At 40.0% G+C, this 24,847-nt stretch carries 21 protein-coding genes; 12 read left to right on the top strand and 9 right to left on the bottom strand.

Annotated features, from left to right (window positions below):
* From IMO47_RS08615 to IMO47_RS08605, 3 genes are all read left to right on the top strand, one after another.
* Complete coding sequence (locus tag IMO47_RS08615; protein WP_196077396.1) at nt 1–1,311, top strand: restriction endonuclease subunit S; 1,311 nt, start codon at nt 1–3, stop codon at nt 1,309–1,311.
* Nucleotides 1,312–1,420: 109 nt separating this feature from the next.
* Complete coding sequence (locus IMO47_RS08610) at nt 1,421–4,705, top strand: type I restriction endonuclease (RefSeq protein WP_196077395.1); 3,285 nt, start codon at nt 1,421–1,423, stop codon at nt 4,703–4,705.
* Between the two features lie 12 nt (nt 4,706–4,717).
* The gene (locus tag IMO47_RS08605; RefSeq protein WP_196077394.1) at nt 4,718–6,067 is read left to right on the top strand and encodes an ISL3 family transposase; all 1,350 of its coding nucleotides are present in this window, start codon (nt 4,718–4,720) and stop codon (nt 6,065–6,067) included.
* On the opposite strand, the gene IMO47_RS08600 is transcribed toward IMO47_RS08605, so the two are convergent.
* Nucleotides 6,056–6,286, bottom strand: a complete 231-nt coding sequence (locus IMO47_RS08600; protein WP_196077393.1) for a hypothetical protein — start codon at nt 6,284–6,286, stop codon at nt 6,056–6,058. The two genes, IMO47_RS08605 and IMO47_RS08600, sit on opposite strands and share 12 nt — an antisense overlap.
* Nucleotides 6,287–6,570: 284 nt before the next feature.
* Here IMO47_RS08600 and IMO47_RS08595 point away from each other — a divergent pair, with 284 nt between their 5' ends.
* Complete coding sequence (locus IMO47_RS08595) at nt 6,571–8,163, top strand: ABC transporter substrate-binding protein (protein ID WP_196077392.1); 1,593 nt, start codon at nt 6,571–6,573, stop codon at nt 8,161–8,163.
* A 280-nt stretch (nt 8,164–8,443) separates the two neighbouring features.
* Here IMO47_RS08595 and IMO47_RS08590 read toward each other — a convergent pair whose 3' ends face one another.
* From IMO47_RS08590 to IMO47_RS08575, 4 genes are all read right to left on the bottom strand, one after another.
* Nucleotides 8,444–8,851: a biopolymer transporter ExbD gene (locus IMO47_RS08590; RefSeq protein ID WP_196077391.1), complete on the bottom strand. Its 408-nt coding sequence runs from the start codon at nt 8,849–8,851 to the stop codon at nt 8,444–8,446.
* Entirely contained in the window at nt 8,851–9,585 is a 735-nt protein-coding gene (locus IMO47_RS08585; RefSeq protein WP_196077390.1) for a MotA/TolQ/ExbB proton channel family protein, read from the bottom strand. The genes IMO47_RS08590 and IMO47_RS08585 overlap by 1 nt, the downstream gene beginning before the upstream one ends.
* Nucleotides 9,586–9,609: 24 nt before the next feature.
* The gene (locus IMO47_RS08580) at nt 9,610–10,452 is read right to left on the bottom strand and encodes an energy transducer TonB (protein ID WP_196077389.1); all 843 of its coding nucleotides are present in this window, start codon (nt 10,450–10,452) and stop codon (nt 9,610–9,612) included.
* A gap of 191 nt (nt 10,453–10,643) precedes the next feature.
* Entirely contained in the window at nt 10,644–11,774 is a 1,131-nt protein-coding gene (locus IMO47_RS08575; protein ID WP_196076556.1) for an LLM class flavin-dependent oxidoreductase, read from the bottom strand.
* A 314-nt stretch (nt 11,775–12,088) separates the two neighbouring features.
* Here IMO47_RS08575 and IMO47_RS08570 point away from each other — a divergent pair, with 314 nt between their 5' ends.
* The 7 genes from IMO47_RS08570 (at nt 12,089) to tatC (ending at nt 17,081) form a co-directional block, all read left to right on the top strand.
* Entirely contained in the window at nt 12,089–13,162 is a 1,074-nt protein-coding gene (locus IMO47_RS08570; protein WP_196076557.1) for an ABC transporter substrate-binding protein, read from the top strand.
* A gap of 3 nt (nt 13,163–13,165) precedes the next feature.
* Nucleotides 13,166–14,005 carry an ABC transporter permease gene (locus IMO47_RS08565; protein ID WP_196076558.1) on the top strand — a complete coding sequence of 280 codons (840 nt, stop codon included), beginning with the start codon at nt 13,166–13,168 and terminating at the stop codon, nt 14,003–14,005.
* Nucleotides 14,005–14,793 carry an ABC transporter permease gene (locus IMO47_RS08560; protein WP_196076559.1) on the top strand — a complete coding sequence of 263 codons (789 nt, stop codon included), beginning with the start codon at nt 14,005–14,007 and terminating at the stop codon, nt 14,791–14,793. Before IMO47_RS08565 ends, IMO47_RS08560 begins: the two co-directional genes overlap by 1 nt.
* 11 nt (nt 14,794–14,804) lie before the next feature.
* Nucleotides 14,805–15,575 carry an ABC transporter ATP-binding protein gene (locus tag IMO47_RS08555; RefSeq protein ID WP_196076560.1) on the top strand — a complete coding sequence of 257 codons (771 nt, stop codon included), beginning with the start codon at nt 14,805–14,807 and terminating at the stop codon, nt 15,573–15,575.
* Between the two features lie 121 nt (nt 15,576–15,696).
* Nucleotides 15,697–15,909: a Sec-independent protein translocase subunit TatA gene (gene tatA / locus IMO47_RS08550; RefSeq protein WP_196084069.1), complete on the top strand. Its 213-nt coding sequence runs from the start codon at nt 15,697–15,699 to the stop codon at nt 15,907–15,909.
* 18 nt (nt 15,910–15,927) lie between these two features.
* Nucleotides 15,928–16,338, top strand: coding sequence for a twin-arginine translocase subunit TatB (locus tag IMO47_RS08545; protein WP_196077802.1), 411 nt, complete (start codon nt 15,928–15,930; stop codon nt 16,336–16,338).
* Nucleotides 16,335–17,081, top strand: coding sequence for a twin-arginine translocase subunit TatC (gene tatC, locus IMO47_RS08540; RefSeq protein ID WP_196077197.1), 747 nt, complete (start codon nt 16,335–16,337; stop codon nt 17,079–17,081). The genes IMO47_RS08545 and tatC overlap by 4 nt, the downstream gene beginning before the upstream one ends.
* Before the next feature lie 216 nt (nt 17,082–17,297).
* Here the strand turns inward: tatC and IMO47_RS08535 are convergent, their stop codons facing one another.
* A complete protein-coding gene (locus tag IMO47_RS08535) occupies nt 17,298–18,368 on the bottom strand; it encodes a sigma-54 dependent transcriptional regulator (RefSeq protein WP_196077198.1) in 1,071 nt (356 codons plus the stop codon).
* Between the two features lie 283 nt (nt 18,369–18,651).
* Here IMO47_RS08535 and IMO47_RS08530 point away from each other — a divergent pair, with 283 nt between their 5' ends.
* The gene (locus IMO47_RS08530) at nt 18,652–19,740 is read left to right on the top strand and encodes an LLM class flavin-dependent oxidoreductase (RefSeq protein ID WP_196075238.1); all 1,089 of its coding nucleotides are present in this window, start codon (nt 18,652–18,654) and stop codon (nt 19,738–19,740) included.
* A 73-nt stretch (nt 19,741–19,813) separates the two neighbouring features.
* Here IMO47_RS08530 and IMO47_RS08525 read toward each other — a convergent pair whose 3' ends face one another.
* The 3 genes from IMO47_RS08525 to IMO47_RS08515 all read right to left on the bottom strand — a co-directional run bounded on the left by IMO47_RS08525 (nt 19,814) and on the right by IMO47_RS08515 (nt 24,845).
* Nucleotides 19,814–21,022: a lipase family protein gene (locus IMO47_RS08525; RefSeq protein WP_196075243.1), complete on the bottom strand. Its 1,209-nt coding sequence runs from the start codon at nt 21,020–21,022 to the stop codon at nt 19,814–19,816.
* A gap of 64 nt (nt 21,023–21,086) precedes the next feature.
* Nucleotides 21,087–22,337 (bottom strand): lipase family protein, encoded by a 1,251-nt coding sequence (locus tag IMO47_RS08520; protein ID WP_196075239.1) that lies wholly within the window; start codon nt 22,335–22,337, stop codon nt 21,087–21,089.
* 15 nt (nt 22,338–22,352) lie between these two features.
* The gene (locus IMO47_RS08515) at nt 22,353–24,845 is read right to left on the bottom strand and encodes a TonB-dependent receptor (RefSeq protein ID WP_196075240.1); all 2,493 of its coding nucleotides are present in this window, start codon (nt 24,843–24,845) and stop codon (nt 22,353–22,355) included.
* Nucleotides 24,846–24,847 lie beyond the last annotated feature (2 nt).

Raw genomic sequence — 24,847 nt, 5'->3', positions numbered from 1 at the left:
ATGGAATTTAAACAATACCCAAGTTATAAAAAAAGTGGTGTGGAATGGTTAGGTGATGTACCTGAACATTGGAATTTAAAAAGGTTTGGTTATCTTTTTGATGAAAACAAAAAGAAAAATATTGGCTTAAAAGAAACTAATGTTTTGTCTTTAAGTTATGGAAATATTAAAGAAAAGAATATTGATGACAATAAAGGTTTATTGCCTGAATCCTTTGAAACTTATCAAATTATTGAACCAAATAATATTGTTTTCCGCTTTACGGATTTGCAAAATGATAAACGTAGTTTAAGAAGTGCTATCTCAAAGTATCACGGAATTATTACGTCTGCATATATTGCCGTCAAAACCAAACAGAATGCAGATTTTTATAATTATTTGTTTCGTGCTTACGACTTACAGAAAGTATTTTATTCGATGGGCGAAGGTATGCGTCAATCTTTAAAGATGGACGAATTAAATAAAATGCCTGTTGTTTTACCAAATAAAGATGAACAAAAACGCATTGTTTCATTTCTCGACACCGAAACTGCCCGAATTGACACCCTTATTGCCAAGCAAGAAAAGTTAATTGAGCTTTTGGAAGAACAGCGTAAGTCGATTATTTCTCATGCCGTGACCAAAGGTTTAAACCCTAATGCACCGATGAAAGACAGTGGTGTGGAATGGTTGGGGGAAGTGCCTAAGCATTGGGAAGTGGTGAAATCCAAAAGATTATTTTGGTGTAAAGGTGGATTTGCATTTTCAAGTGATGATTTTTTTGAAGAAGGTAATTATCCAGTAATTCGAATTTCAAATATTCAAGATAAATCTATTTCAACTGATAAAATTGTCTATGTTAATAGCTGTACTAAAAAAGTTTTTAATCAATTCTCTGCTTATACAGGGGATTTGATATTTTGCATGACGGGTGCAAGTTTAGGGAAAGTTGGTCTTTTACCTAAAGAGTTAAGTTTTGCTCTAATTAATCAACGTGTAGGTAGACTTGATATAACATCTTACGCAATAAAGCAATTTGTGTTTTACCTAGTTTCTAGTCATGGATTTCAAACTAATATTCGTATGCTAGGAGTGGGTCTAACTGATAATTTTCCTAATATTAGCTCTGATCTAATAGGAATTGTTGATGTAGTTCTTCCACCATTAGTCGAACAACAAGGGATTGTTAATCACCTAGAGATAGAAAACTCTAAAATAGATACTCTTATTGAAAAGCAAAATCAACTTATCGACAAACTCAAAGAATACCGAGCTTCGATTATCTCTCATGCAGTTACAGGCAAAATTGACGTAAGGGAGTTTGGCGCATGAATTTTTTAGCAAACACTATCTAAAGCCAATATGGGAATGCCTGAGTTATGGCATCAAGCCCCGTTTTGGCAACACGCATTACAACAGAATTAAAAATTAGGGGAATCGCATGAATATTTTGGCAGACAAAGCCCATTACGAAAGCCACTTAGAAGCCTATATTGTGCAAAAACTGCAAGCGCAAGGTTGGGTGGTTGGGCAAAGTAAAAATTATCATACCGAATATGCACTCTATCCCGAAGATTTAATCACATGGATTCAAGTGACACAGCCTGAAAAGTGGGAAAAACTGCAAGCACTAAATGGTAGTAATACCGAAAAACGCATCATCGACCGCTTGGATGATGAACTGAATAAGAAAGGCACAATCCATATCTTTCGTAATGGCTTTAGCATGGCGGGCGCAGGCACAATCGACCTCAGTGAAAGCGCACCCGAAGATGGACGCAATCAAGCCGTCATTGACCGCTATAACGCCAATATTCTACGTGTTGTCCCACAACTCAAATATCATCCATCCAAAGATGCAGGGATTTTGGACCTTGTGTTCTTTATTAATGGCTTGCCAATGGCAACGGTGGAAATTAAGACTGAGTTTAACCAGTCTTTAGAAGATGCCATTGAGCAGTATAAAAATGACCGTAAGCCGATAGACCCTAAAACAAGACGTAAAGAGCCATTGCTGACACCCAAGCGTGGTGCAATTGTGCATTTTGCCTTGTCTGAATCTGAAATTGCCATGACCACCGCTTTAGATGGTGAAAGCACCTATTTCTTGCCGTTTAACAAAGGTAATCAGGGACATGCAGGCAATCCCCCTGCGGATGCAGCCAAAGGTGAGGATTATCCAGTGGCGTATTTTTGGGATTATGTCTGCCAACGTGATAATTGGCTGAAAATTTTCCATAATTTTGTCTATGTAGAAAAGAAAAACAAAGTCGATCTATATGGTAATTGGACGGTACAGGAACGCTTGATCTTCCCGCGTTATCATCAGTTTGATGCGGTGAATAAAATCATTGCCGATGTGCAAGAAAAAGGCGTAGGACTGAATTATCTGTGTGAACACAGTGCAGGCTCAGGCAAAACATCGACAATCTCTTGGGTGTGTCATTCACTGGTGCGTTTGCGTCACAATGACGGTACACCGTTTTATAACTCCGTCATTGTGGTGACAGACAGAACGGTACTGGATGACCAGTTACAGGAAGCGATTCAACAATTAGATCATCAGAAAGGCTTAATTGCTGCAATTAACCGTGATGACAAAGAACATGCAGGCAAATCGAAAAGCAAACAGCTTGAAGATGCACTGTTGTCCAATAAACAGATCATTATTGTGACCATTCAGACTTTCCCGCATGTGATGGAAGCGATTCTGACCAATACCAGTTTAAGCGACCGTAACTACGGTATTGTGATTGATGAAGCACATACCTCGCAAACAGGCTCAACAGCATCTAAACTGCAAGCGACATTGGCATTGCAGTCGGGTGAAGCAATGGCTAACCTGACTGTTGAGGAACTGCTTGAGCAGATTCAAAAAGCGCGTGTACAGTCCAAAAACATCAGTCACTTTGCCTTTACTGCAACTCCAAAACACTCGACTAAAATGCTGTTTGGGCGCACTAAAAATGGTGAGCCTGCCAGTGATGATAACTTGCCTGAATCCTTCCATCTATATCCGCAACGTCAAGCCATTGAAGAAGGCTTTATTTTAGATGTACTGCGAGGCTACGTGCCTTATAAAACAGCTTTTAAACTCGGCGGTGAAGCTGTTGACGATGATAAACGGGTCAATTCTAAAGCAGCCAAGAAAGCCTTAGCCCGTTGGATGGCTTTACACGCGACCAATGTCACGCAAAAGGTGCAGTTTATTATTCAACACTTTCACCACAATGTTGCCAATTTGCTTAATGGTCAAGCCAAAGCCATGATCGTGACCAGTTCACGCCCTGCGGCAGCACGTTATAAAATTGCCTTGGAAAAATATATTGAAGATAACCCTGAATACAGTGCCTACCGTGTCTTGGTGGCATTTTCGGGTAAGCTCACGGGCAAACAGATTAGCCATGAAGCAGATGGTGATACCGAAAACGGGGCGCTATTTCAAGTTGGTGAAGATGCTGAATTTACCGAAGCCAATATGAATGCCGATGCACCTAATTCTGATTTACGCATCGCATTTGACCGCCCTGAATATCGTTTAATGGTAGTGGCGAATAAATTCCAAACAGGTTTTGACCAACCCAAACTCTGCGCCATGTATCTTGATAAAGTCATTGCCAATGAGGTTGAAGTGGTACAAACCTTGTCACGCTTAAATCGTACCACCACTGGCAAAGATCAAACCTTTGTAATTGACTTTGTAAATGACCCTGAATGGATTTTAAAGTGCTTCAAAAAGTACGATAACGGGGCAACAATGGTGGATGTACAAGACCCGAATGTGGTTTATACCATCAAAGACAATATTGAAGAACTTGATCTGATTACCGAAGATGATTTGGAGGAGTTTAAAGCAGCTCGTTTTAAAACTATCCGCGATATTAGTAATCATGATTTCAAAGAAACCACACATCCCGACCTGTTTAAAGCAACCGATCGTGTCGCCCGCCTGTTTAACCAAAAACTGAAAATGCTCAAACAGGCGATTGAGCTACAGGAAACCGCATTTGATCAAGCCAAAGCAGACGGCAATGATGAAGGCGCAGAAAAAGCGGAATTTGAGCGCAAGCAGTTAGACGTAGAATTACAAACCTTGATGCGCTTTAAGGGCAATTTGGATAAGTTTAGCCGTATTTATTCCTATGTGGCACAGCTTATTGACTTTGGCGATCCTGAACTTGAAAACTTCTCGGCATTTACCAAGCTCTTATCCAAACGATTAAATGGTATGTCTGCTAAAGAAATTGATATTTCAGGCTTGGTACTGACTGGCTTTGGCATCTTTAAAAAGAAACTTAAAACCGATGATACCGATCATCCCGAAGCGGATGAACCTCAACCATTAGCCCCCATCCAAGGCACAGCGAACGGTGACTTACAGCCAAACAAAATGACTTATCTCAAAGAAGTGATCGAGCTGATTGCACAGACCTTTGGGGATATTTCTACCCGTGAAGAACAGGTGGTGTACATCAATCATTTAGTAACCATTCTACGAAATAACGATGTAGTTATGGCTCAGATTGAAAATAATCCTGAATCCACAGCCTTGCAAGGTAATTTGCCATCGGCAACGAAAGGCGCAATTATTCAAGCACTGACCTCACATCAAGACTTATCAGCATTGTTGCTCAAGACCGATGCACAAGCGATGCAGAATGTGATCAAGGTGCTGTATAAATTGCTTAAAGATGGTGAAACCATTGATGTGCATCGTCTAACATAACGGAGTATTGGAATGATTGATATTCTGCAACTGGAAGGTGTACAGCCGATAGATTACCGTAATGAAGATGGCTGTATTATGATTACCGTACAGCCAAGCGGTGAGCATTTGCAAACATGCCCTGAATGCGGTGGACGCTTATATAAGCACGGTCAGCGTATCAATCATTTTGCTGATACCCCCTTGCAGATGCAACCAGTAAAAATTGAGGTGATACGAACACGCTATCGCTGTTCTGAATGCAAAAGCATGATAACCCCTCAACTCAGCTTCTTAGATGAAAAACGCAGAGCGACCCATCGGCTGATTCAGCAAGTACGCAAGCGTTGCTTAGATCGAACTTTTACACAGCTTGCCGAAGATACGGGTGTAGTCGTGAACACCATTAAAAACATTACGCTCGATTTCGTGGAGGAATTAGAACGAGATATTAAGTTTGAAACTCCAACGATTATGGGTATTGATGAACTTAAATTGATGGGAACATATCGCTGTGTCATCACCAACCTTGCTATGAACAGCTTATATGATATGTTGCCTGAAAGAACTCAAGATACATTGATACCATACTTCGCCAAACTGCCTGATGCAGAAAAAGTAGAATGGATTTGTAGTGATATGTGGCGACCCTTCAAAAAGTCATTTCGTCTGCACCTACCAAATGCCAAGTTGGTTATTGATAAGTTTCATGTAGTGAGAATGGCAAGTGAAGCTTTAGACACTGAACGTAAAGCTTTACAAAGTAGTTTAGACCGTGATGCCCGACTGAATATGAAAAAACATTTACGGTGGATACTGCTTAGACGGCCAAATTCATTGACCGAAGATCAACAAAGAATTTTAGGAAATTTAGAAAAATGGCATCCTGAATTTAAGGAAGCTTATGACCTCAAAGAGCAGTTTTATAATATTTATGAAGCAACAACCAAAGACGATGCCATACAAAGGTTTCATGAATGGGAAAGCAGTATTCCCAAATATTTAAAGTCTTTCCGTGACGTTGCTAAAACTGTGAATAATAACTTTGAGGATATATTCACCTATTGGGATGCGCCAATAAGAATTACCAATGCTTATACTGAGGGGCATAATGGTATTACAAGGGTCGCAAATCGAATGGGACGAGGATATACCTTTGAGGTGCTTCGAGCAAAAATGTTATATAACAAAGTGGCTCGATCTATTACAACTTTAAAGACTCCATCATCTTCATTAAAATCAACCGAAGGTTATGAGGGTTTAACTGCATTTCCAACCAAGCAAGAGAAAACTAAGTTGGAATATGGCGCTTATATTCCAACCTTGGTTGAATTGTATGGCGGTGATGAAGATTTGGATGAAGAACTAATTTCAACCATATAATGCAAATAGCCTTTTTTTCTTATTCTCTGCACTTACAACAATATCTCCAAGCCGAATCACATCTGCATTTTGATCCGTTTGTTCTTGAATCTGATCGTGATTTGAGTCTGGGTTTGAATTCGGGTTTTGCTCAACATCATGTGCATAAGCCGGTGCGGTGAGTGTCCCCAATATCCCCAATGCAACTACCAGTGGGTTCAATTTAAAGTGATGTCTCATAATCTACTCTATTCATTTGATATGAGGTAGATTAGGCAAAGCATATGCCAATCTTCTATTTCGACAAAAGCAACATCTAATTACATGATTTAAAATATTTTTCCTTAATAGATAAAAATATATGGGTTATCCTTCGATTTGCTTTTCAGACAATTGTGTTGAAAATAAAACAAGCCGATTTTCAAATAAAATTTTAAGTTCATAAATTCCAAAGAAAAAAGTTAAAAACAGACTTGGCATCAGTTGTGCTACCTCTATTCAAATAATTGCAAAAGAGTGAAGCAATGTCGAATCAACAAGGATTAATATCTAGAAGAAAGTTTTTGATCAACAGCCTCGCAGGTCTGGGAAGTGTAAGCTTATTCAGCCAATTTGCAGGCTGTGAGAGTAAAAGTTCCGAGCAGCATCGGTCTGACGGACAAAACACCCTATCCAAACCCCAACATGGTGGAACGATTCGCATGGGCGTTATTGGTGGGCAACAGTCAGGCAACCTCGATCCTCATCTTTCACCAGTTGGAAGTAGTATTATCCGTGGCTTTGCCGTATATAGTAAATTATGGGAGTGGGATGAAAATATGCTCCCGCGTTTGGCATTGGCTGAGTTTGCAGAGCCGAATGCCAATGCCAGTGAATGGACAATTCGTTTAAAAAAAGGGTTGGAGTTTCATCACGGTAAAAGTATACGCAGTGAAGATGTTATTTTCTCAATCTTGCGTTTAAGTGATCCTAAACTCGCATCCCCTTTCCGCTCGTTGGTACAATGGATTGACCGAAGCGAAGTTAAAAAGTTGGATGACTATACGGTTCGGATTAGATTTAACTCAAACATTCCCGGCTTTGTTGCTTTACCTGAAACATGGGTTAATTTTGGCGGTATTGTGCCTACTGACTTTGATCCTGTCACAAATCCTATCGGTGCAGGACCATTCAAAGTCAAGGAATTTATTCCAGGTCAACGTTCAGTATTTACGCGTTTTGAAAACTACTTCAAAGCCAATGAGCCTTACGCAGATCACTTAGAAATCATTGATTTCAAGGATCAAATTTCTCGTTTGAATGCATTGTTGGCTGGACAGATTGATTATGCAAATTCAATTTCTCCCGAATATGTTAAAATTTTAGAAAGTGCAAAACATATTCAAACCATCCGCTCACAAAGCTATATCAATAATGGTTTTGACTTTAATACTCAAGTTGCGCCGTTTAATCAAGTTAAAGTCAGACAGGCTTTTCGTTTAATTGCAAATCGAGAAGAGTTAGTCAAACGTGCTTTGAATGGTGAGGGACGCATAGCCAATGATTTATACGCACCACAAGATCCAACATTTTTATCAGCTGTGCCGCAACGCCAACAAAACATCTCTGAAGCAAAGAAACTGCTTGCAGAAGCGGGTTATGCCGATGGTTTACAAATCGAACTGGTGACCACAGCAGGAGCAGCCAGCCAATCAGCCTTGATTTTTGCTGAACAAGCAAAAGCTGCAAATGTTAAAATTATCGTTAAACAGGTCGATCTCGCCACATTTAATGGACCACAACGCTCGACATGGCAAATTTCGACCAATACGACCAATGTAGGTACACCCTATTTATCGACAGCTGTCGTCAATGACGGTCCGATTTCAACTACGGGCAAAGTTAATTTTAATGATGCTGAATATAGTCAGTTATTTTTTAAGGGTTTGGCTGAACCCGATTTGCAAAAACGTAAGCGATATCTGCAACAAGCCCAGCAAATTCAATATCAACGTGGCGGTATGCTGATTTGGGGATTTAGCACTGTGATTGATGCAGCCTCAAAACAGATGGGTGGACTTCAACCCGAACACACTCAATTTTCAACTTGGCGCTTTGAAAAGTTATGGAAAGCTTAAGCGACCTAGAATTATTCAATGCTTGAAAATATCCTCGCTTATCTTGATCATTCGCTCAATACAAGCGAGGTTTGTTTATGGGTTTCAACAAAATGCCATCATATAATTTGATGTTTCTTGAATGTACAACCCTTTAATTTCAATCAGGACTTAGAGTACAGCTTTCCAGGCGCCATGCATGGGAAAAAGTGTTGTAAAAAACCAGGTATGATCAACATAGATCACGCAAAAAAGCTACGAACAATGATATTCGTAGCTTTCACTTTTAAATCAACAGGAATCAATGACCAGGAACAGTAACCACAGAAAGTTTATCTACACCGACCCGCTCAATACTTGCCAATAATTTAGCCACAGTGCCATAAGGCACAGCCTCATCAGCATTCAAATTCAATGCAAGTTGGCTATTGGCATGCTTGCGGTTTTGAATTTCTTTTTCAAAATTTGTCAGCGATACCCTGTCTTTATCCAAGAAGATTTCTCCTGCTGGATTAATACTAATCACGACCGCTTTATTTTGATCTGTCGCTTGCGTCGGCGCCGCTTTGGGTAGGTTCACTTTTACCGAATTGGTCAACAACGGTGCTGTAACAATGAAGACAATCAATAAAACCAACATAACATCAACTAAGGGTGTGATATTGATCTCACTGACTACATCATCCTCTTGAGAAGTTGAAATCGCCATTATGCATACGCTCCTTTCTCATTCACTTCGTTTGATTGAGTGTCTTTACTTATCGCCGTTGTTGCTGCTTTTACCTTAGTTGGAGTTAACTGAAATCCGGCTTTTTGATTTAAACTTACAAAATCCGTAGCAAAATCATCTAGATCAGCACCAATTGATTTTACTTTACGTACAAAGAAGTTGTATGCAAGCACAGCAGGCACGGCAACAGCAATACCGATCCCCGTTGCTACGAGTGCCTCTCCAATCGGTCCTGCAACGATGTCCATACTGGCATTGCCAGATTTAGCAATCGCTTGCAAAGCATGAATGATCCCAAATACCGTACCGAATAAACCAATAAATGGTGCATTGTTCCCAATTGAAGCCAACACCGCTGAGCCTTTTTCAAGTTGACGTCGTTCACTGAGGATCTGTTTACGTAAGTGGCGTTCTAATAAATCCTGACGACTCCATGTTTGCTGTAAATCTTGATGGGTTCTATCATCTGCTTCGATCAGCGTTTTAAAGCCGACATTGGCGATCCGTGCTGTTGGACCTTCTCCCGTTTCGGACTTTGAAAGTGCATCAGTCAAACTTTTTGCTGTCCAAAATTCTTCTACAAAGGCTTTGCTTTGTTTATTGGCTTTATGGGCTTGAAAGGCTTTCACCACGATAAGTACCCAAGTGACAATTGAAAATGCCACCAGTAACCATATTGTTGCATCGTGAATTAGAGAATTAATATCTGTCATGATCGTTCCTGTTTAATATAAAATCTATTTCGGTAATTTAAAATGTAGTGGTACATCTACCCATCCTTCGACAGGTGTTTTGCCTTTTAATGCTGGGGAGAATTTCCAACCCTTTACGGTTTTTAAAGCCGCATTGTCTAAAACATTTCTTCCGCTACTCTGCTTTACAGTGACGGTTTCTGGACTGCCATTTGCTGAAACTTTAACTCGAAGCAATACAGAACCTTCCCACCCCCGTTCTAAAGCCTGTTCAGGATATGTAGGTGCTGGATTACTCAAATATCCGGCATAGCCTTTTGCATCTGTAACAGGTAAATTCTCATCAGATGGCTTATTGACCGCCTCGGCAGCTTTAGGCTCGGCTGTGGTATTTTTCGTTTCTGTTGGTTCTGCGGCTGGCTGTGTTGAGGTTTTTTCTATAGGTTTTTCAGTTGGTTTAGATTGCTCGACTGCTTTTTGGACTGGTTTGGGTTGCGCTTGTTTGTTTGCTACAGCTTTAGGTTGCTCAACGGGTTTAGGTTTTTCCGTAACGGGTGGGATCTTGGGTTTCTGTGTTACAGGTGGAATTTTGGGCTCAATAATCTTGGGTGGTTCGATAGGTTTGACTATTTCAATCACAACAGGGGTTGGCTTTTTAATATCCAAAGCAGATGTAGGTAGTTGTTTTGCTAAAAACCAAATTCCGAAGTGTGCTACCGCAACAGTAATTAAAGCAGTGGCTAACTTATTTAACTTCGGTGAAGGTGGCTGGATATAATCTGCTGACGGACTCTGCTGAAAAGGGTCAACTGTACCAGTCGCCTGTGGTACAGCCAATTGCTCAAATAGCAAAGCTCGCTTGCGGGGGTTAAATACTCTTTCACTCATAATCATTTAAGTTAAAAATAAATATTGAGTAGAAAATTGCATAACTCATGCCAACATCATAAGTAATTGTTTTTAATTATTTTATTTAAAATACCTGGATCGAAAAACATAAATATGTTGTTTTTTAAACACTGCTATGCTGTTCAAACAACAAGAACCCTTTCATATCTCAAAGGGTCCTATGTTTATAATTATAATTTATATCCCACCAAGGGAAGTACTTCCTCTGCTACCCGGTAGGCTTCTTCCAAATGCGGGTTACTTGCAAGGATAAAATGCTCGACGCCAATATCGATGTATTGTTGTAATTGATCTGCCACCTGCTCATAGCTCCCCACTAGAATACAGTTCGGACCGCCCCGTACATTCGACATCCCCGTCCATACATTTGGATGAGCAAATAGGTCTTCAAAACGGTCCCCCTGCGCCAATGCCTGTTGTCTTTTGGCCCCCACTGATTCAGTATCTTTACGTTCAAATGCATTGCCATCCATTGCAATACTTTCATACATTTGTTTAAGTTCTTGAAAAGCCTGTTCTTGGGTTGGTCTTGCTAAAATATCAATACGCATTCCGAACTTTACTTTACGTGCTGGTGCGTGTTGCTCAAAAAAAGCTTGCGCATTTTCAATGACTTTTTGCTGTTGTTCGACAGGCTCTCCCCAAGTTAAATGAATGTCTGCATGCCGACCTGCAACCTGTAATGCAGCATCACTTGCCCCTGCCAACCATAGGCGAGGAATATCGTACTGATTCATTGGATATTTTAAACCGCCCTGTTCGACATGGAAAAATTTTCCATCATAATCAAAAGGTGCATGTTTCGAGTAGCCCTTCACAAACTCCAAAAACTCATGGGTACGTGCATAGCGCTGATCATGTTCAATCAAATCACCATACGCACGCTGTTGTGCTCCTCCTCCACCAGAAATAACATTCCATTCGACCCGTCCCTGACTGAGACGCTGTAAACTTGCAGCCATTTGACTTGCATAAGCAGGATGGATAAACCACGGCTGAATGGCAATCAGAAGTCTCAATCTTTTCGTTTCACGGGCCAGTGCAGAAGCCAACACCCAAGGTTCTTCAGTATGTGGAAATGCAGGGATCAATGCGCCGTGAAAGCCAACAATATCTGCGGCTTTTGCAACTTGTTGTACATAGTCATAATATGCAAATATCTTATCATCGTGCTGGGGAGCAACACGTTGCGGCGATTGGACTGATGAGCTCAGCTGATTCCATTCACCGCGGGTGTGTAATTGATGTGCTCGACGTCCGTCCCCATGTACAGGGATTCTCCATAAAAACTCAACTGACATAATCATTCTCGATCATTAACGGTTTAAAAGTATTTCTTTACTCATCATTGTCACGAGCAGAAATCATGCCGCTTTTCCACAACCATAAAATTTAATATATCTCTTTGTTTTAACTTGATTTCACAATATCAAACTTAAACCCCGTGCTGAAATTTCAACAGTTGACTGCATCAGACTGTCCCTTTCCCAACACACCATCCCCCCCTCAGTAAGAAAAAAATCAAATAAAAATACAATATATTGATTTATATACACTAATTATTTTGGCTTAGATTTTGCTCTATCCAGGTATATTTCTTAATGCTTATGATGATATGCGTAATTCTCTACATCTGCTGCTTGCGCTTAGTCTATTCGGACTTGTAGCTTGTGGCTCACCAAAAACAGAACATGCCACTCAAGATCAATCCATACAGCAACAACTCCGTGTTGCTGTAGTGGCGAATAGAACCTCGGGGAGTTTAGATTTTATTGGTGTCCCCCAACTGATTTCACAGGATCCTATTTTCCTCAATGCACTCAAACAAAAGAATATCGCGTTAAAGTGGGAACCTGTCACGACTGCAGCTGTAGCAACATTGGTCAATGAGAGCTTCCTCAATAATAAAATTGATTTTGCTTTTTATGGCAATCTTCCAGCAGTGGTCCTGAATGCAACTGGTGTTAAGACTCAAATCGTTGTACCAGGTGGTATTGGGAATAATGTTTATCTGGTTGTACCTGCTGATTCAACCGTTAAAACTATTGAAGATTTAAAAGGCAAAAAAATTGCACTACACCGTGGACGTCCATGGGAAATTAATTTTGCTCAACTCATTCAAAGTAAAGGACTCAACCTCAAAGATTTCGAGATTGTTAACTTAAACCCTCAAGCAGGTGCAGCAGCATTATCGGCTAAAAGTGTAGCTGCATTTTTCACTTTAAGTGATGCACTCACCTTGCAAGATCGTCATTTAGGTAAAATTATCTGGTCTTCACAAGCACTGCCAGCTGACTGGAAAATGCGTGCCGAACTTTGGGGTCGAAAAAGTTATTTAGAACAACACCCGGAAACTACACAACTACTTGCCGATGCAACAGTGCGGGCAATGAATTGGGTCTCCAAGCATCAAGATGAATTTCAGCAAAGCCAAACCAGGTTTGGTCAGCCACTCAATGTCATTCAGCGTGAAGGACACAATACTGCTAGTACATGGCAACAGGATTGGTCTGCTGAATATCAGCTGGATGTCCTTAAACAGCATTATTCAAGAGTCATCGACCATGCTGTAAACAACCGATTGATTCAGGCACCAATTAAAGTTGATGAGTTGCTCAATCCAAAATTTACACAGCAAGCGATCCAAAATTTACAGGCAAATGATCCCGCCTATAAGCAAGGAAACTAAGCCATGAAAACGCTGGTCGACCCACTGATCAAACAAACCCATATTGTTCTAGGCGCATCACAATGGACATGGCTGTCATCGAAAAACATCTATCGCTTACTATCTTTGATTTCACCCTTTTTGGTATTGCTGATTTGGCAATGGATCAGCGTTCTACACATCTTTCCTGTACAGATCTTAGTTCCTCCGGCAACAGTTTGGCATGCTTTCATTGGCTTATTGCAAACAGGCGAACTGCAACTACATTTAAAAGACAGTCTGTTGCGTTTATTTCTCGGATTTTCAATCGCTGCCCTTAGCGCTATCGTTTTTGGCATCGCCTATGGCACGCTTTCTAAATTCCATCAATACACCTATATTCTGTTTAATATTTTTTACCAGATCCCAATCTTTGTACTTATTCCAATTTTTATTTTAATTTTTGGAATTGGTGAATTATTTAAGATTCTATTGATTATTAAAGCCTGCTTTTTTCCAATCGCTTTAGTAACTGCGGATGCAGTCAAAAATATTCCTAAAAAATATATTGAACTGGGTCAAATCTACCGGCTTAAAACACGTGCATGGATTAAGTTCATCATTCTCCCCTCAATTTTACCAGACCTCATCAGCGGACTTCGTATTGCACTCGGTCGGGCGTGGCTCATTTTAGTTGCAGTTGAACTTCTGGCAGCAGGAACTGGACTGGGTCAAATGATGGAATTGGGACGACAAATGTTAAGACTAGATGTTGTCATGGTCGGGGTATTCATAACAGGCATCATTGGTTTTGCCCTAGATAAGCTCTTACGCTTGATCGAACAAGGTTTTATCTCAGCTGAATTAAGTTCAAAGGAGAAATAATGTCACCATTCTTTCTTGGCTTTAAAAGCTATATTCAACGCAGTGTTATCTGGCTGCAAGGCTTGTTGCTTCCCTGTCTACTCCTCATTTTATGGCAGTATAATTCTAGCCTAGGTGCAAGTCATGCCTATGCTTTTGTTCCTTTACAAAAAATTTATTCTGCCTTTGTTCAACTGCTTCAATCAGGCGAATTATGGTTCAATACTTGGGGAAGTCTTAAAAAAGCCGGTCTTGGTTTCTTACTGGGTTCGAGTTCAGGATTATGTTTAGGCATATTACTGGCGTACTCAAAAGTTTTAAATGCACTCATTTCCCCCCTGTTTAACAGTATTCGCCAAGTGCCGTTACTGGGGTTAACCCCATTGATTGCTTTATGGTTTGGCAATGGCGATGAAGCAAAAATTTTTATTATTGCACTGGCATCTTTTTTCCCTATGGTTATCAACACCTTTCAGGGATTTTATCATTATGACAAAAAATATCATGAAATCGCACGCATTTATCAATTTTCATGGTGGCGTGAATTTAGAAAAATTCGCTTAACACAAGCACTTCCACATATTTTTACTGGACTCAATCTCGCTGTCCCTTTTACATGGATCACCACCACTGCCAGTGAACTATTATTTAATGCTGGTGCTGGTTTAGGGAATTTAATGATGAAAGCTGAGATCAATGCAGAAATGGATATCCTTTTGGTCTGTGCGACCCTGGTGACGTTGTGTGGTGCATGTATGACCATGACTATCCATATCATTTCACAACGTGTTTTGTTATGGCGTATTTAAACTTATAAAAAATTGCAGGATTTCTTATGGCTTTTTCACTACTATCAATCAAAAAACTCAACAAATCATTTCGACATGAGCAAAAAGCATTAACCGTTTTAGATGGTATCAATCTCGATATCGAACAGGGTGAATTTATTTCAATTGTTGGCAGCAGTGGCTGTGGAAAGTCCACTTTACTGCGCCTGATCGCTGGTTTGGATCAAGACTATCAAGGTGAAATTTTACTCAATCAAGCCCCTATTCAAGGTACAGATCTAAAGCGCGGTTTAATTTTTCAGGAACATCGTTTACTGCCGTGGCTTAGTGTTTCAGAAAATATACATTTAGCGCTCGAAGAAACACATTTATCACGTACTGAAAAATCACAAAGAGTACAGGAACACATCGATATTGTCGGTCTTCAAGGCTTTGAAAACGCCTATCCACATGAACTGTCAGGAGGCATGGCCCAGCGTGTAGCGATTGCAAGAGGACTAGTCAACAAACCTGACATTTTACTTTTGGATGAACCTTTTGGCGCTTTAGATGCCATGACACGCAGTCATTTACAAGCTGAATTACAACGAATATGGCAACATGAAAAAATCACCATGATTTTGGTCACCCACGATATTGAGGAAGCAGTATATCTCGGTGATCGCGTGGTTGTAATGTCTGCCCGACCAGGGAAAATTAAACAAGTGATCCATATTCCTATCGAGCACCCACGCAGCAGGTCGTCAGAACAGTTATTTCATATTCGCAATCAAACGTTAAGCCAACTGGATCAGTTGATATAAACTTAAGGATTTAAAAAAAGATACTTAAATCTGAATGCAATATTTTCAATTATTTTATTGTGATTTAGTAAAATTTCTACTTCATGTTAAAACAAAGTTTATCGTTTAGGAGATGAAAATTATGGGTTTATCTATTTGGCATATTTTATTATTTGCAGTTGTGGTTATTTTATTGTTTGGAACAGCAAAACTAAAAAATCTCGGCAAGGATTTGGGGGGTGCGATTAAGGATTTTAAGGATGCTATAAAATCAGAACACCAAACTGAAATTGATCATAAGCAGCAATTAAAAGAATTAAATCCAATCGATTTAAATAAAGAAAAAAGTCATTAATTGAGGTTGATATAAACAATGTTTAATATAAGTTTTGGAGAGTTTTTATTTTTTGGAATGATTGCTTTAATTATATTGGGTCCAGAAAAACTCCTCCAAACCTTAAGCAGTATATTTATCAAATATAAAAATATCAAAAAACAGCTAGATCAACTACAGACCGAACTTGAAAATGAATTTGAGCTCATCGAGTTAAAAAAAATGATGCAATCTGAATTACAAAAAATTCAACAAACTGAAGATCAGCTCAAGCTGCAACTCTTACAGATGCAGCAAGAAATCGAAACTGTTCAAGCCAAACAGATGCAACAGCCACTGAAACAGGTCAATTTTAAATACCAACTTTATGTATCCTCTGAGCAACAGCACCCGCCATTTATCAAGGGTCAATTCGCCACAAAAAACAATGAGGAGAATCAAGTAGCATGAGCAACCCAACGCTAAATGAATCACTCAACGAAATGAAATATACAGCCCATTTAAAGGCGCTCAGGAAATGTTTGATCTACGCAGTTTCAGCCGTCATTGCTGTATTTTTGCTTTTGTTACCCTGGGCACAGCAAAGCTATAAACTTCTTGCTCAACCCTTGACTTCGCTATTACCTTTACATTCAACCATGATTGCAACAGATGTCATGAGTACTTTTTTAGCGCCGTTTAAGCTCAATATCTATCTTGCAATTTTTCTAACCATTCCTTTTATTTTTTATCAGTTTTGGCAGTTTATAGCACCCGCCCTATATCAAAATGAAAGAAAAATGGGATTTGCTTTAATCGCCTTGAGCACCGTTTTATTTTATCTCGGTGTCATCTTTGCCTACGTTTTTATTTTACCTTTGGCGCTAAAATTCTTTATTCTAGCATCCCCTGAAAACGTGTTGCCAATGACCGACATTCATAGTTACCTGAATTTTTGCATTAAATTATTTCTGGCATTTGGTTGCGCCTTTCAGATTCCTATCATCACCTATATCCTTATTTTTATTGGTCTATTATCAATTCAGCAATTGGAACATCATCGTAAACATATCATTGTCTTTTTCTTCTTTATTTCCATGTTTATAACACCGCCTGATATTTTCAGTATGTTAGCTTTAGCGCTGCCAATGTGGCTATTATTCGAACTTGGTTTATGGGTGACCAAACTAACCCACCATCGATCCCATGCTTAGTTTGATGAGATCTCAATTGGCTTGATCATTTGATTTTAAAAAAAATGACTAGAAATAGACTCAATATTCAGTCTTATTATCTCCAGAAGATTTCCTGAAACCAAATAAAAAGCGCATAAAGCGCTTTTCGGTTTGCAGTCAAAACTTATCATCATTTCGTCAGCTCACGAGTACAGTAGACGAACGCATCAGTTTCAAACATATCAATTGAAGCAGTCACACAATTTCACCTTTTGATGGCAATAAATTATAACGAATCAATAAATTACGTAGAACATTACGTGAAATTCCCAACATTTTTGCAGTTTTTACTTGGTTGTTCCAACAACTTGAAAATGCTGTATTCACGATTTTATCTTCAACAATATGCCATGCCTCACCATCATACTCATGAAATAGTCGCTTTAACACATCCTCAAACTCCTGAATAAGATCACTATTTTCAGAGATCACTGTATTTTTTTCTTCTGAGAAACGCAGATGCTCTATATCAATGTTTTTTCCACCACTCATTAACAAAGCATAATGAATATTATTCTCCAATTCACGTATGTTTCCTGGCCAACCATAGTTCAACAGCGCATTCCGTGCTCGATCCGTGATATTGGGTTTAGGCGCAATCAACTTTTGTGAATATGAACTGAGAAAATATTCAACCAAAGGTAAAATATCCCCTTTACGTTCACGCAATGGGAGAATATTCAATACCACAACATTCAAACGGTAATACAGATCTAGACGAAATTTATTTTCCGCAACCGCCTTACGCAGATCAACATGCGTCCCTGATAAAATTCGGACATTGATGGGGATTGGTTTTCTTCCACCTACTCTGACGACCTCCCGCTCTTGCAACACTCGTAATAATTTTACTTGTAAAGAGAGGGGTAACTCTCCGACTTCATCTAAAAACAAGGTTCCACCGTCAGCGGACTCAAATATCCCCGCACGGGTCTTGTGCGCTCCCGTAAAAGCCCCCGCTTCATATCCAAACAACTCTGATTCTGCAAGACTTTCGACCAAAGCCCCACAATTTACCGCCAGAAAAGGTTTGTGTTTCCGATCACTTTTTAGATGGATTTCACGGGCAATCAATTCTTTACCAGTTCCTGACTCTCCTTGAATAATCACACTGGCAGAGCTTGGGGCAATTACTTCAACTTGATTGAGTAGTTTTTTAGATTTTTGATCTGAAAAAATAATGACTTTTGCTCGAATAGGTTTTATAGGAACTCCATTATCTGGCAAAGTAATTACTTTATATTCATTATCCAAATAGGATTTCATAATATAACCTTGTGCAATTTTAGAGAATTTCAATTGATTTTAATAGTACATTTCTACAACAAGGTTTATAAATAATAATTATAGATAATCTATCCTAAAAAATATTTGAACATCATATCTGTTCAAATATCTCTATCAAAATGTTTAAATTTAAACAAAATGTCATTTTCTTGATTAAATATAAACATATTCAAGATATAAAAAATGAAATGACATTGATTTTTAAACATTTCACATATGGCATTTTTATTGCTCTTTATATTATTTTTAATATGGAATGCACATGAGTATTGAGTTTGTTGGTATGGTTTTTCCAAATCAATGGTCAGAAACATATGGGATGCGTATTGGTCATAAAATAGATTTGGAATATCTCCGCTATCATGCACGTGCACATGAATATGCAGGCTTCGATAAAGTTTTGATTGCCAGCAACCCTTCAAGTCCAGATAGTATGCAAATTGCCGCGTACCTTGCACAACATACTGAACGTTTGGGATTTATGATTGCCCACCGCCCTGCTTTGTTGACCCCTAATTTGGCTGCTCGTTCTTTTGCAACACTCGATCATACGACAGGAGGCGGACGTATACGCCTGCATGCCATTACAGGCATTGGTGCTGAACCACAAGAAGGTGATTATATTATTGATAAAATTCAAAGATATGAACGGACAAGTGAATATCTTGAGATTATCAAACGACTCTGGAGCAATGAAGAGCCTTTTGACTATGAGGGAAAGTATTTTAAACTTGAGAATGCCTTTATACCGCTCAAACCTGTGTACGGTACAGTTCCAATTTCTTTCGGCGGATCTTCCGATATTGCGTATGAAATCGCAGCAAAACATGCGGATCTTTATTCACTTTGGGGAGAACCTTTATCAGGTGTGAAAGAACAGATTGATAAATTAAAAAATGCAGCAAATAAAGTTCATCAAACCACTCCTGCTGTAAGTTTATCAGTACGCCTTATTATTGGTCCGACCACGGAACTGGCATGGAAACGTGCCGAACAGATCTTAGCTGACATCCAAAACAATCCTCAATTTCAAAATAACGCTGACCTTACAGGACATAAGCTTAAAGGGACAGGTTCTCAGCGTTTACTTGCTGTTGCTAAACAAGGAGATCTTCATGACAAAGCCTTGTGGATGCCTACAGCCTCAGCTGTCGGAGCCTATGGCGATACCACAGCCTTAGTCGGTACGCCCGATACTATTATTGAATCATTGCTGGATTATGTAGATTTAGGTGTGACAACTTTCCTAAACCGTGGCTATGATCCTATTTATGATACTGTGGATTATGGTCGTTATATTATTCCTGCAGTTCGTCAGGAAGCGGCAAAACGTATAAAGCAAACGGCTTGATTCCACCGCATCATAATCCCATTGCGCTTATTTCAGTCAGCCACTTTGGTCCCATGAGCAAAGTGGCTATTTCTTATTGTAGTTCAGGCTTACAAATAGACTGTATTTTTTGTCCTGAAATCACCTTTTTAGCAAATGGAATAGAATCTTTTAATGATGCATTTACCGTTTCGCTATGACCGAGCCCATGATAGAGATGCCCTTCCACTACCGTTCCTGCCTGACAAGCATCTGCAACCAGTTTCATTTGACTGCGTGCATCAGGAGTAATGTCATTTGCGCCAGTACCAATAAATACGGGATGATTAATCTTTAATGTAGGATAATACCCGTAGGACTTGGATTGTTGTTCCAACACTTCCTTATAATAAGCCGGTGGATGAGGTTGATAAGCTTTCGCTGGAGATAATCCTGAAGCTTGGATATCTGACATAAATCCAACCAGACATGCATTACGCCCCTGTTCAACCAAAGCTAAGGCTTGTGGCGTAAAAATATCTTCAGCCTTAATTTCAGGATTTAAACTTTTGGCGACCAAGAAACTATAAATACCATATGCCAGTGATGGACTCACTTCATGCGGATTTAATTTCAAATCATTTTCACCTGCTTTTGCCTGGGGATCTTTATAAATAACTCCCGTACCGATTGAACCTTTGATATTTAAATCAGGTGCATAAGTCGCTGAATAAGAAGAAGCAGCAACGGCGCCCGCCCCCCCTTGCGACTGCCCCACAATGACGAATTTATTGGCCAATGGAAGATTGGTTTTTAAAGCTGCACGTCCGCTGTCTAAAATACTGTAAGCCAACATCGGATTGTTGATTAGCAAGTGTGGACCCGCTACTCCCAAGCCTTCGTAATCTGTTGCAACGACTGCAAAACCTTCTTCAAGCCAACGATTTAAATATTTGACATCACGGTATGAACGTCCATTCCAAGATGGAGCGCAACTGTCTGCCAAACCCACGGTTCCGTGTGCCCATAGCACGACAGGCCAGCCCCCCTGAGGCGCCTGTCCTTTGGGAATATGTACCGTTCCTGAAACGACAATTGGTGTTTTACTGTCCCGACCACTGGTCGAACTATATAAAATACGGATCGCTTGAGTCGCCTGATCAAGAGCAATATAAGGCGTAGTCACCACTTCTGTACGCAGCAATTCTCCCGGTTGGGCAGGAATATCATTGTTCCAAGTATAAAAAGCAGATACTCGTCCATCTCCATATTGTTCTTGCGCTTGTGGTGCATGTTGAGCATTCAAATAGGTGGGGATCACCATGGTGCTACCCAGTACAGTTAGACCGATGGTTTTTATCCATTGCTGAAATTTCATGATTTTTCTCTTACTCTAAATTGATTGAACAGGTATCGGGAATGGCTTGATCATTTAAAGCCAACTGGGCAAAAGGAATGGCATCCTGTAAGGAACGTGGTACAGCTTCACTATGACTTAAACCATGGTATAAATGAGCCTGTACTTGTGTTCCTGCTGCACAAGCATCTTTGACCAACTGCATTTGATTACGTGCATCAGGTGTACGATCGTCTGCCCCAGTACCAATAAAGACGGGATGCTTAATCTTAAGTGTGGGATAAGCCCCATATTTCTGATCAAATTTGGCTTGAAGTTTTTGGTATTTTTCAGAAGGTTGTGCCAATAAAGCATCGTTGAAACTGAGTTTCTCAAAATTTACATCAGCAAAAATTTCAGAAGCACATTGCGCACGTGAATGTTCCACCAAGGCAAAGGCTTTTGGGATAAATACTTCTTCTACCTTTAAGCTTGGGTCATATTGTTGTAAAACATGAAAGCCCAAAATCTGATAAGCCAATGCAGGATTGGGTAGATTACGATTGGCAATATTTATTGTAGGTCGCTCTGTTTGCTTAGGTTTATAAATCACACCTGTTGCAATTGTGCCTTTAATATTTAAATCAGGCGCATAACTTTCAGCATACGTTGCTGCGCCAAATGCCGCTGCACCACCTTGGGATTGCCCTGCAATAATGATGCGATTAGAAATCTGGTGCTGTGTTTTTAATGCCGCACGTGCGCTGTCTAAAATATTAAATGAAAGCTGTGGTACATTGATCAACCAATGCGGTCCTACGACACCTAACCCCTGATAGTCGGGTTCAACGATCGCATAGCCTTGCTTTAACCACTGATTTAAATAGTATGCGTTACGATAGACACGCCCCGCCCAGGAAGGCGCACACTGATCTGCAAGTCCAACTGTCCCATGCCCCCAAACTAAAAGCGGCCATCCCTCTGCTGGTGCTTTACCCTTGGGGATAAATAATGAGCCTGACACGACTGTTGCAGATCGACTGTCTATGCCATTGGTAGAACTGAATAGAATGCGATATTGATCAGAAGCTTCTTTTAAACGAATTCCTTCATCTAGAGGTTCAGTACGTAATAAAAGTCCGGGTTGCGTGGGTATCTTTTCATTCCATCGATAAAATTCGGAAAGATGCTTATCACCGTACAAGGGACTAAATTTGTATTCAATGAATGGCGTGTTGGCAAAGCTCTGTTGTAAGCCAAAAACCATATAAAAGATGCTGATTAAAATTGTGTTCAGTTTCATTTGGGTACCCTGACATCAAAAGTCGTAACTGATACGACCGTAGAGATAAGTACCAAATGAACCCTCTGGTGCATTAAAACTATATTTCACAACGCCATAAGGGTCTTGGGAAAGCGTACGATCCGGATGACTATTGAATAAATTCACCGCACCCAGATTGAGTTTTAAACCTTTCACGAATTGATCCGCGCTATACCCGATATCCAAATCCACAACCCATTGCGGATCAAACGTTTGGTCTAGACCAGGATTGGTATTGTTTTGAATGCTCCACTTGTCATAACGACGCAAATTGGTATTTAAAGTCCATGCATTTTTGTCCCACGTGGTTCCTATAGTCAGCTTATTTTTAGGTGCTGCTGACTCAATTAAACTCTGCGTATTTCGTCCTGCAATCGCACTGGATGGAATCATCTCTCCTTTTGAAGTCAATGCATTTCGCGTTTTGGTAATCTCATTGTCATTACTTGCAAAACCAAGATTTAAACGTAAATTCCCGTATCTGTCTAAATCTAAATCATGTTTTGCCGTAATCTCTACACCACGCGTACGAGTATCCAGCAAGTTATTGAAGAATGCTACATTATTGATATTGGCATATGCCGTGCCCGCAAAAGCATTGTTGATTAAACTGCCTGAGATATTATCCGAAAGTAAAATACGATCTTTAATGTTTATTTGATAAACATCGACGGTGAATGCTGTTTTGGCAACAGGTTCCCAAACAAAACCCAGTGAGTAATTGGTTGACTTTTCAGGTTTTAATTTATTTCCTCCCACCAATTGCGCGGCTTCACTGCCCGCAACTAAAGTACGCTGTTGTACATCTCTCCAAACACCATCTGTGCCTTGTACTGTCTGCACGCTATAGGTTGAATAGCCCAATTGGGCTAAAGAAGGAGCGCGATAGCCTGTGCTTGCTGAACCTCGGATACTGATCTTTGGATCAAGATTATATTTGAGCGTGAGTTTGCCGTTGGTGGTGCTGCCGAAGTCAGAATATCGTTCTGTACGCAATGCCACACCGGCATTTAAATCTTTAATCAGCTCTGTTTCCAAATCAACATAGGCACCATAAACATTGCGATCTATGCTTCGAACATCTTGGTCTGTAATCCCTGCATAAATCTCTGGCGCATTCAGGTTGTCATAGTAAGGACCACGCGTATAAGCAACACGATCACCTGCCTGCTGCTTATATTGTTCCCAACGATATAAAGCGCCTGTGGATACCGTTAGTGGGCTAAATAACCAAGATAGATTTAAATCACGACTGTAATCAACACCCGTATTGAGTTGAGAAAATATATTATTGCCCAAGTGGTATTGAGTCGGAGAACCTAATCCATAGCTTGGATTAAAACCATTGCCCTGTTCAGTATTGACTTTATTGTTTCCATAAGTCGCAAATACATCAAATTTACCCGTTTTCTGTGTACCATTTTTTGCTCCCAAAGTGACTGAAAAATCATCAACCTTGACTAAGCTTTCAGGAATTCTCCCATCTGGATAAATTTCCTTAAAATAAGGCGATTTATTAACTGCTGCTGTGGATGATGGCGGTTCATAAAAATTTTCCCCTTTGCTTTCGCGATGTCCATAAGTACCAAAGCTATAAAGTGCTAAGGTTTCCTTAATCGGTAGATCTGCATTAAAACTTAAGTTAATTTGATTTTTCAGCTCAGGTGAACCGAATTTCCAATGTCGGTAAGGCGTATTATTTTCATCGTATTGATGATTTGGATGACTCGAATTGTTGTAAAATACCCGCGTATCCGCCAAGGTATTATTGGCTGATTCACGTTTTCCAACATCCAATGCCAAGGTAAGTGAACCATCGTTGGGCAGTGCAAAACCTGTCCATGCTGAAATTTTATGCTGAACACCATCGCCCTGCGTAAAACCACCCCCCTGATAGTTGACATTACCCCCTGCATCAGTGGATCTTAAAATGATATTTACCACGCCTGCAATTGCATCAGAACCAAATTGAGCAGCTGCACCATCACGTAAAATTTCAACTCGCTCTACAGCACTGATGGGAATCAAGCTTAAATCCACACCCGCAGCACCTCGCCCTCCTGCATAGGACTGTCGAGTAAAATAAGCCGAGGTATGACGACGTTTACCATTGATCAATACCAGTGTTTGATCAGATGTTAAGCCTCTTAAAGCAATTCCTGGTGCAACTGCAGCACCAAAGCCACCTGCGGGAGAAGTTGGCAATGACACTGCTGGAGAAATTTTAGCCAATGCTTTTGATAGATCTGCTTCGCCTGTAGCCAGCAAGGCTTGAGGGGAAATAATATCGACAGGTGCTGGCGCATCTAATGCATTTTTAACTGCACGGCGAGAACCGGTAACGATAACAGATTCTAAAGTGATCGAATCTTCATCGTCCGCAGCTTTTGGCACTGAGGGCTGATTCGCCAGTGCAATCGCACTTGCCAGTGCAGAAAATACAAATATGGAGGATTTTAAAATGGAACTTTGATTGAATTTACTCATGA

The sequence above is a fragment of the Acinetobacter sp. Res13-Abat-PEC15-P4-01 genome, from assembly GCF_015676285.1.
GTDB lineage: Bacteria > Pseudomonadota > Gammaproteobacteria > Pseudomonadales > Moraxellaceae > Acinetobacter > Acinetobacter nematophilus.
Note: the sequence above shows the minus strand (reverse complement) of the source record. Positions and strands in the feature narration are given on the sequence as shown.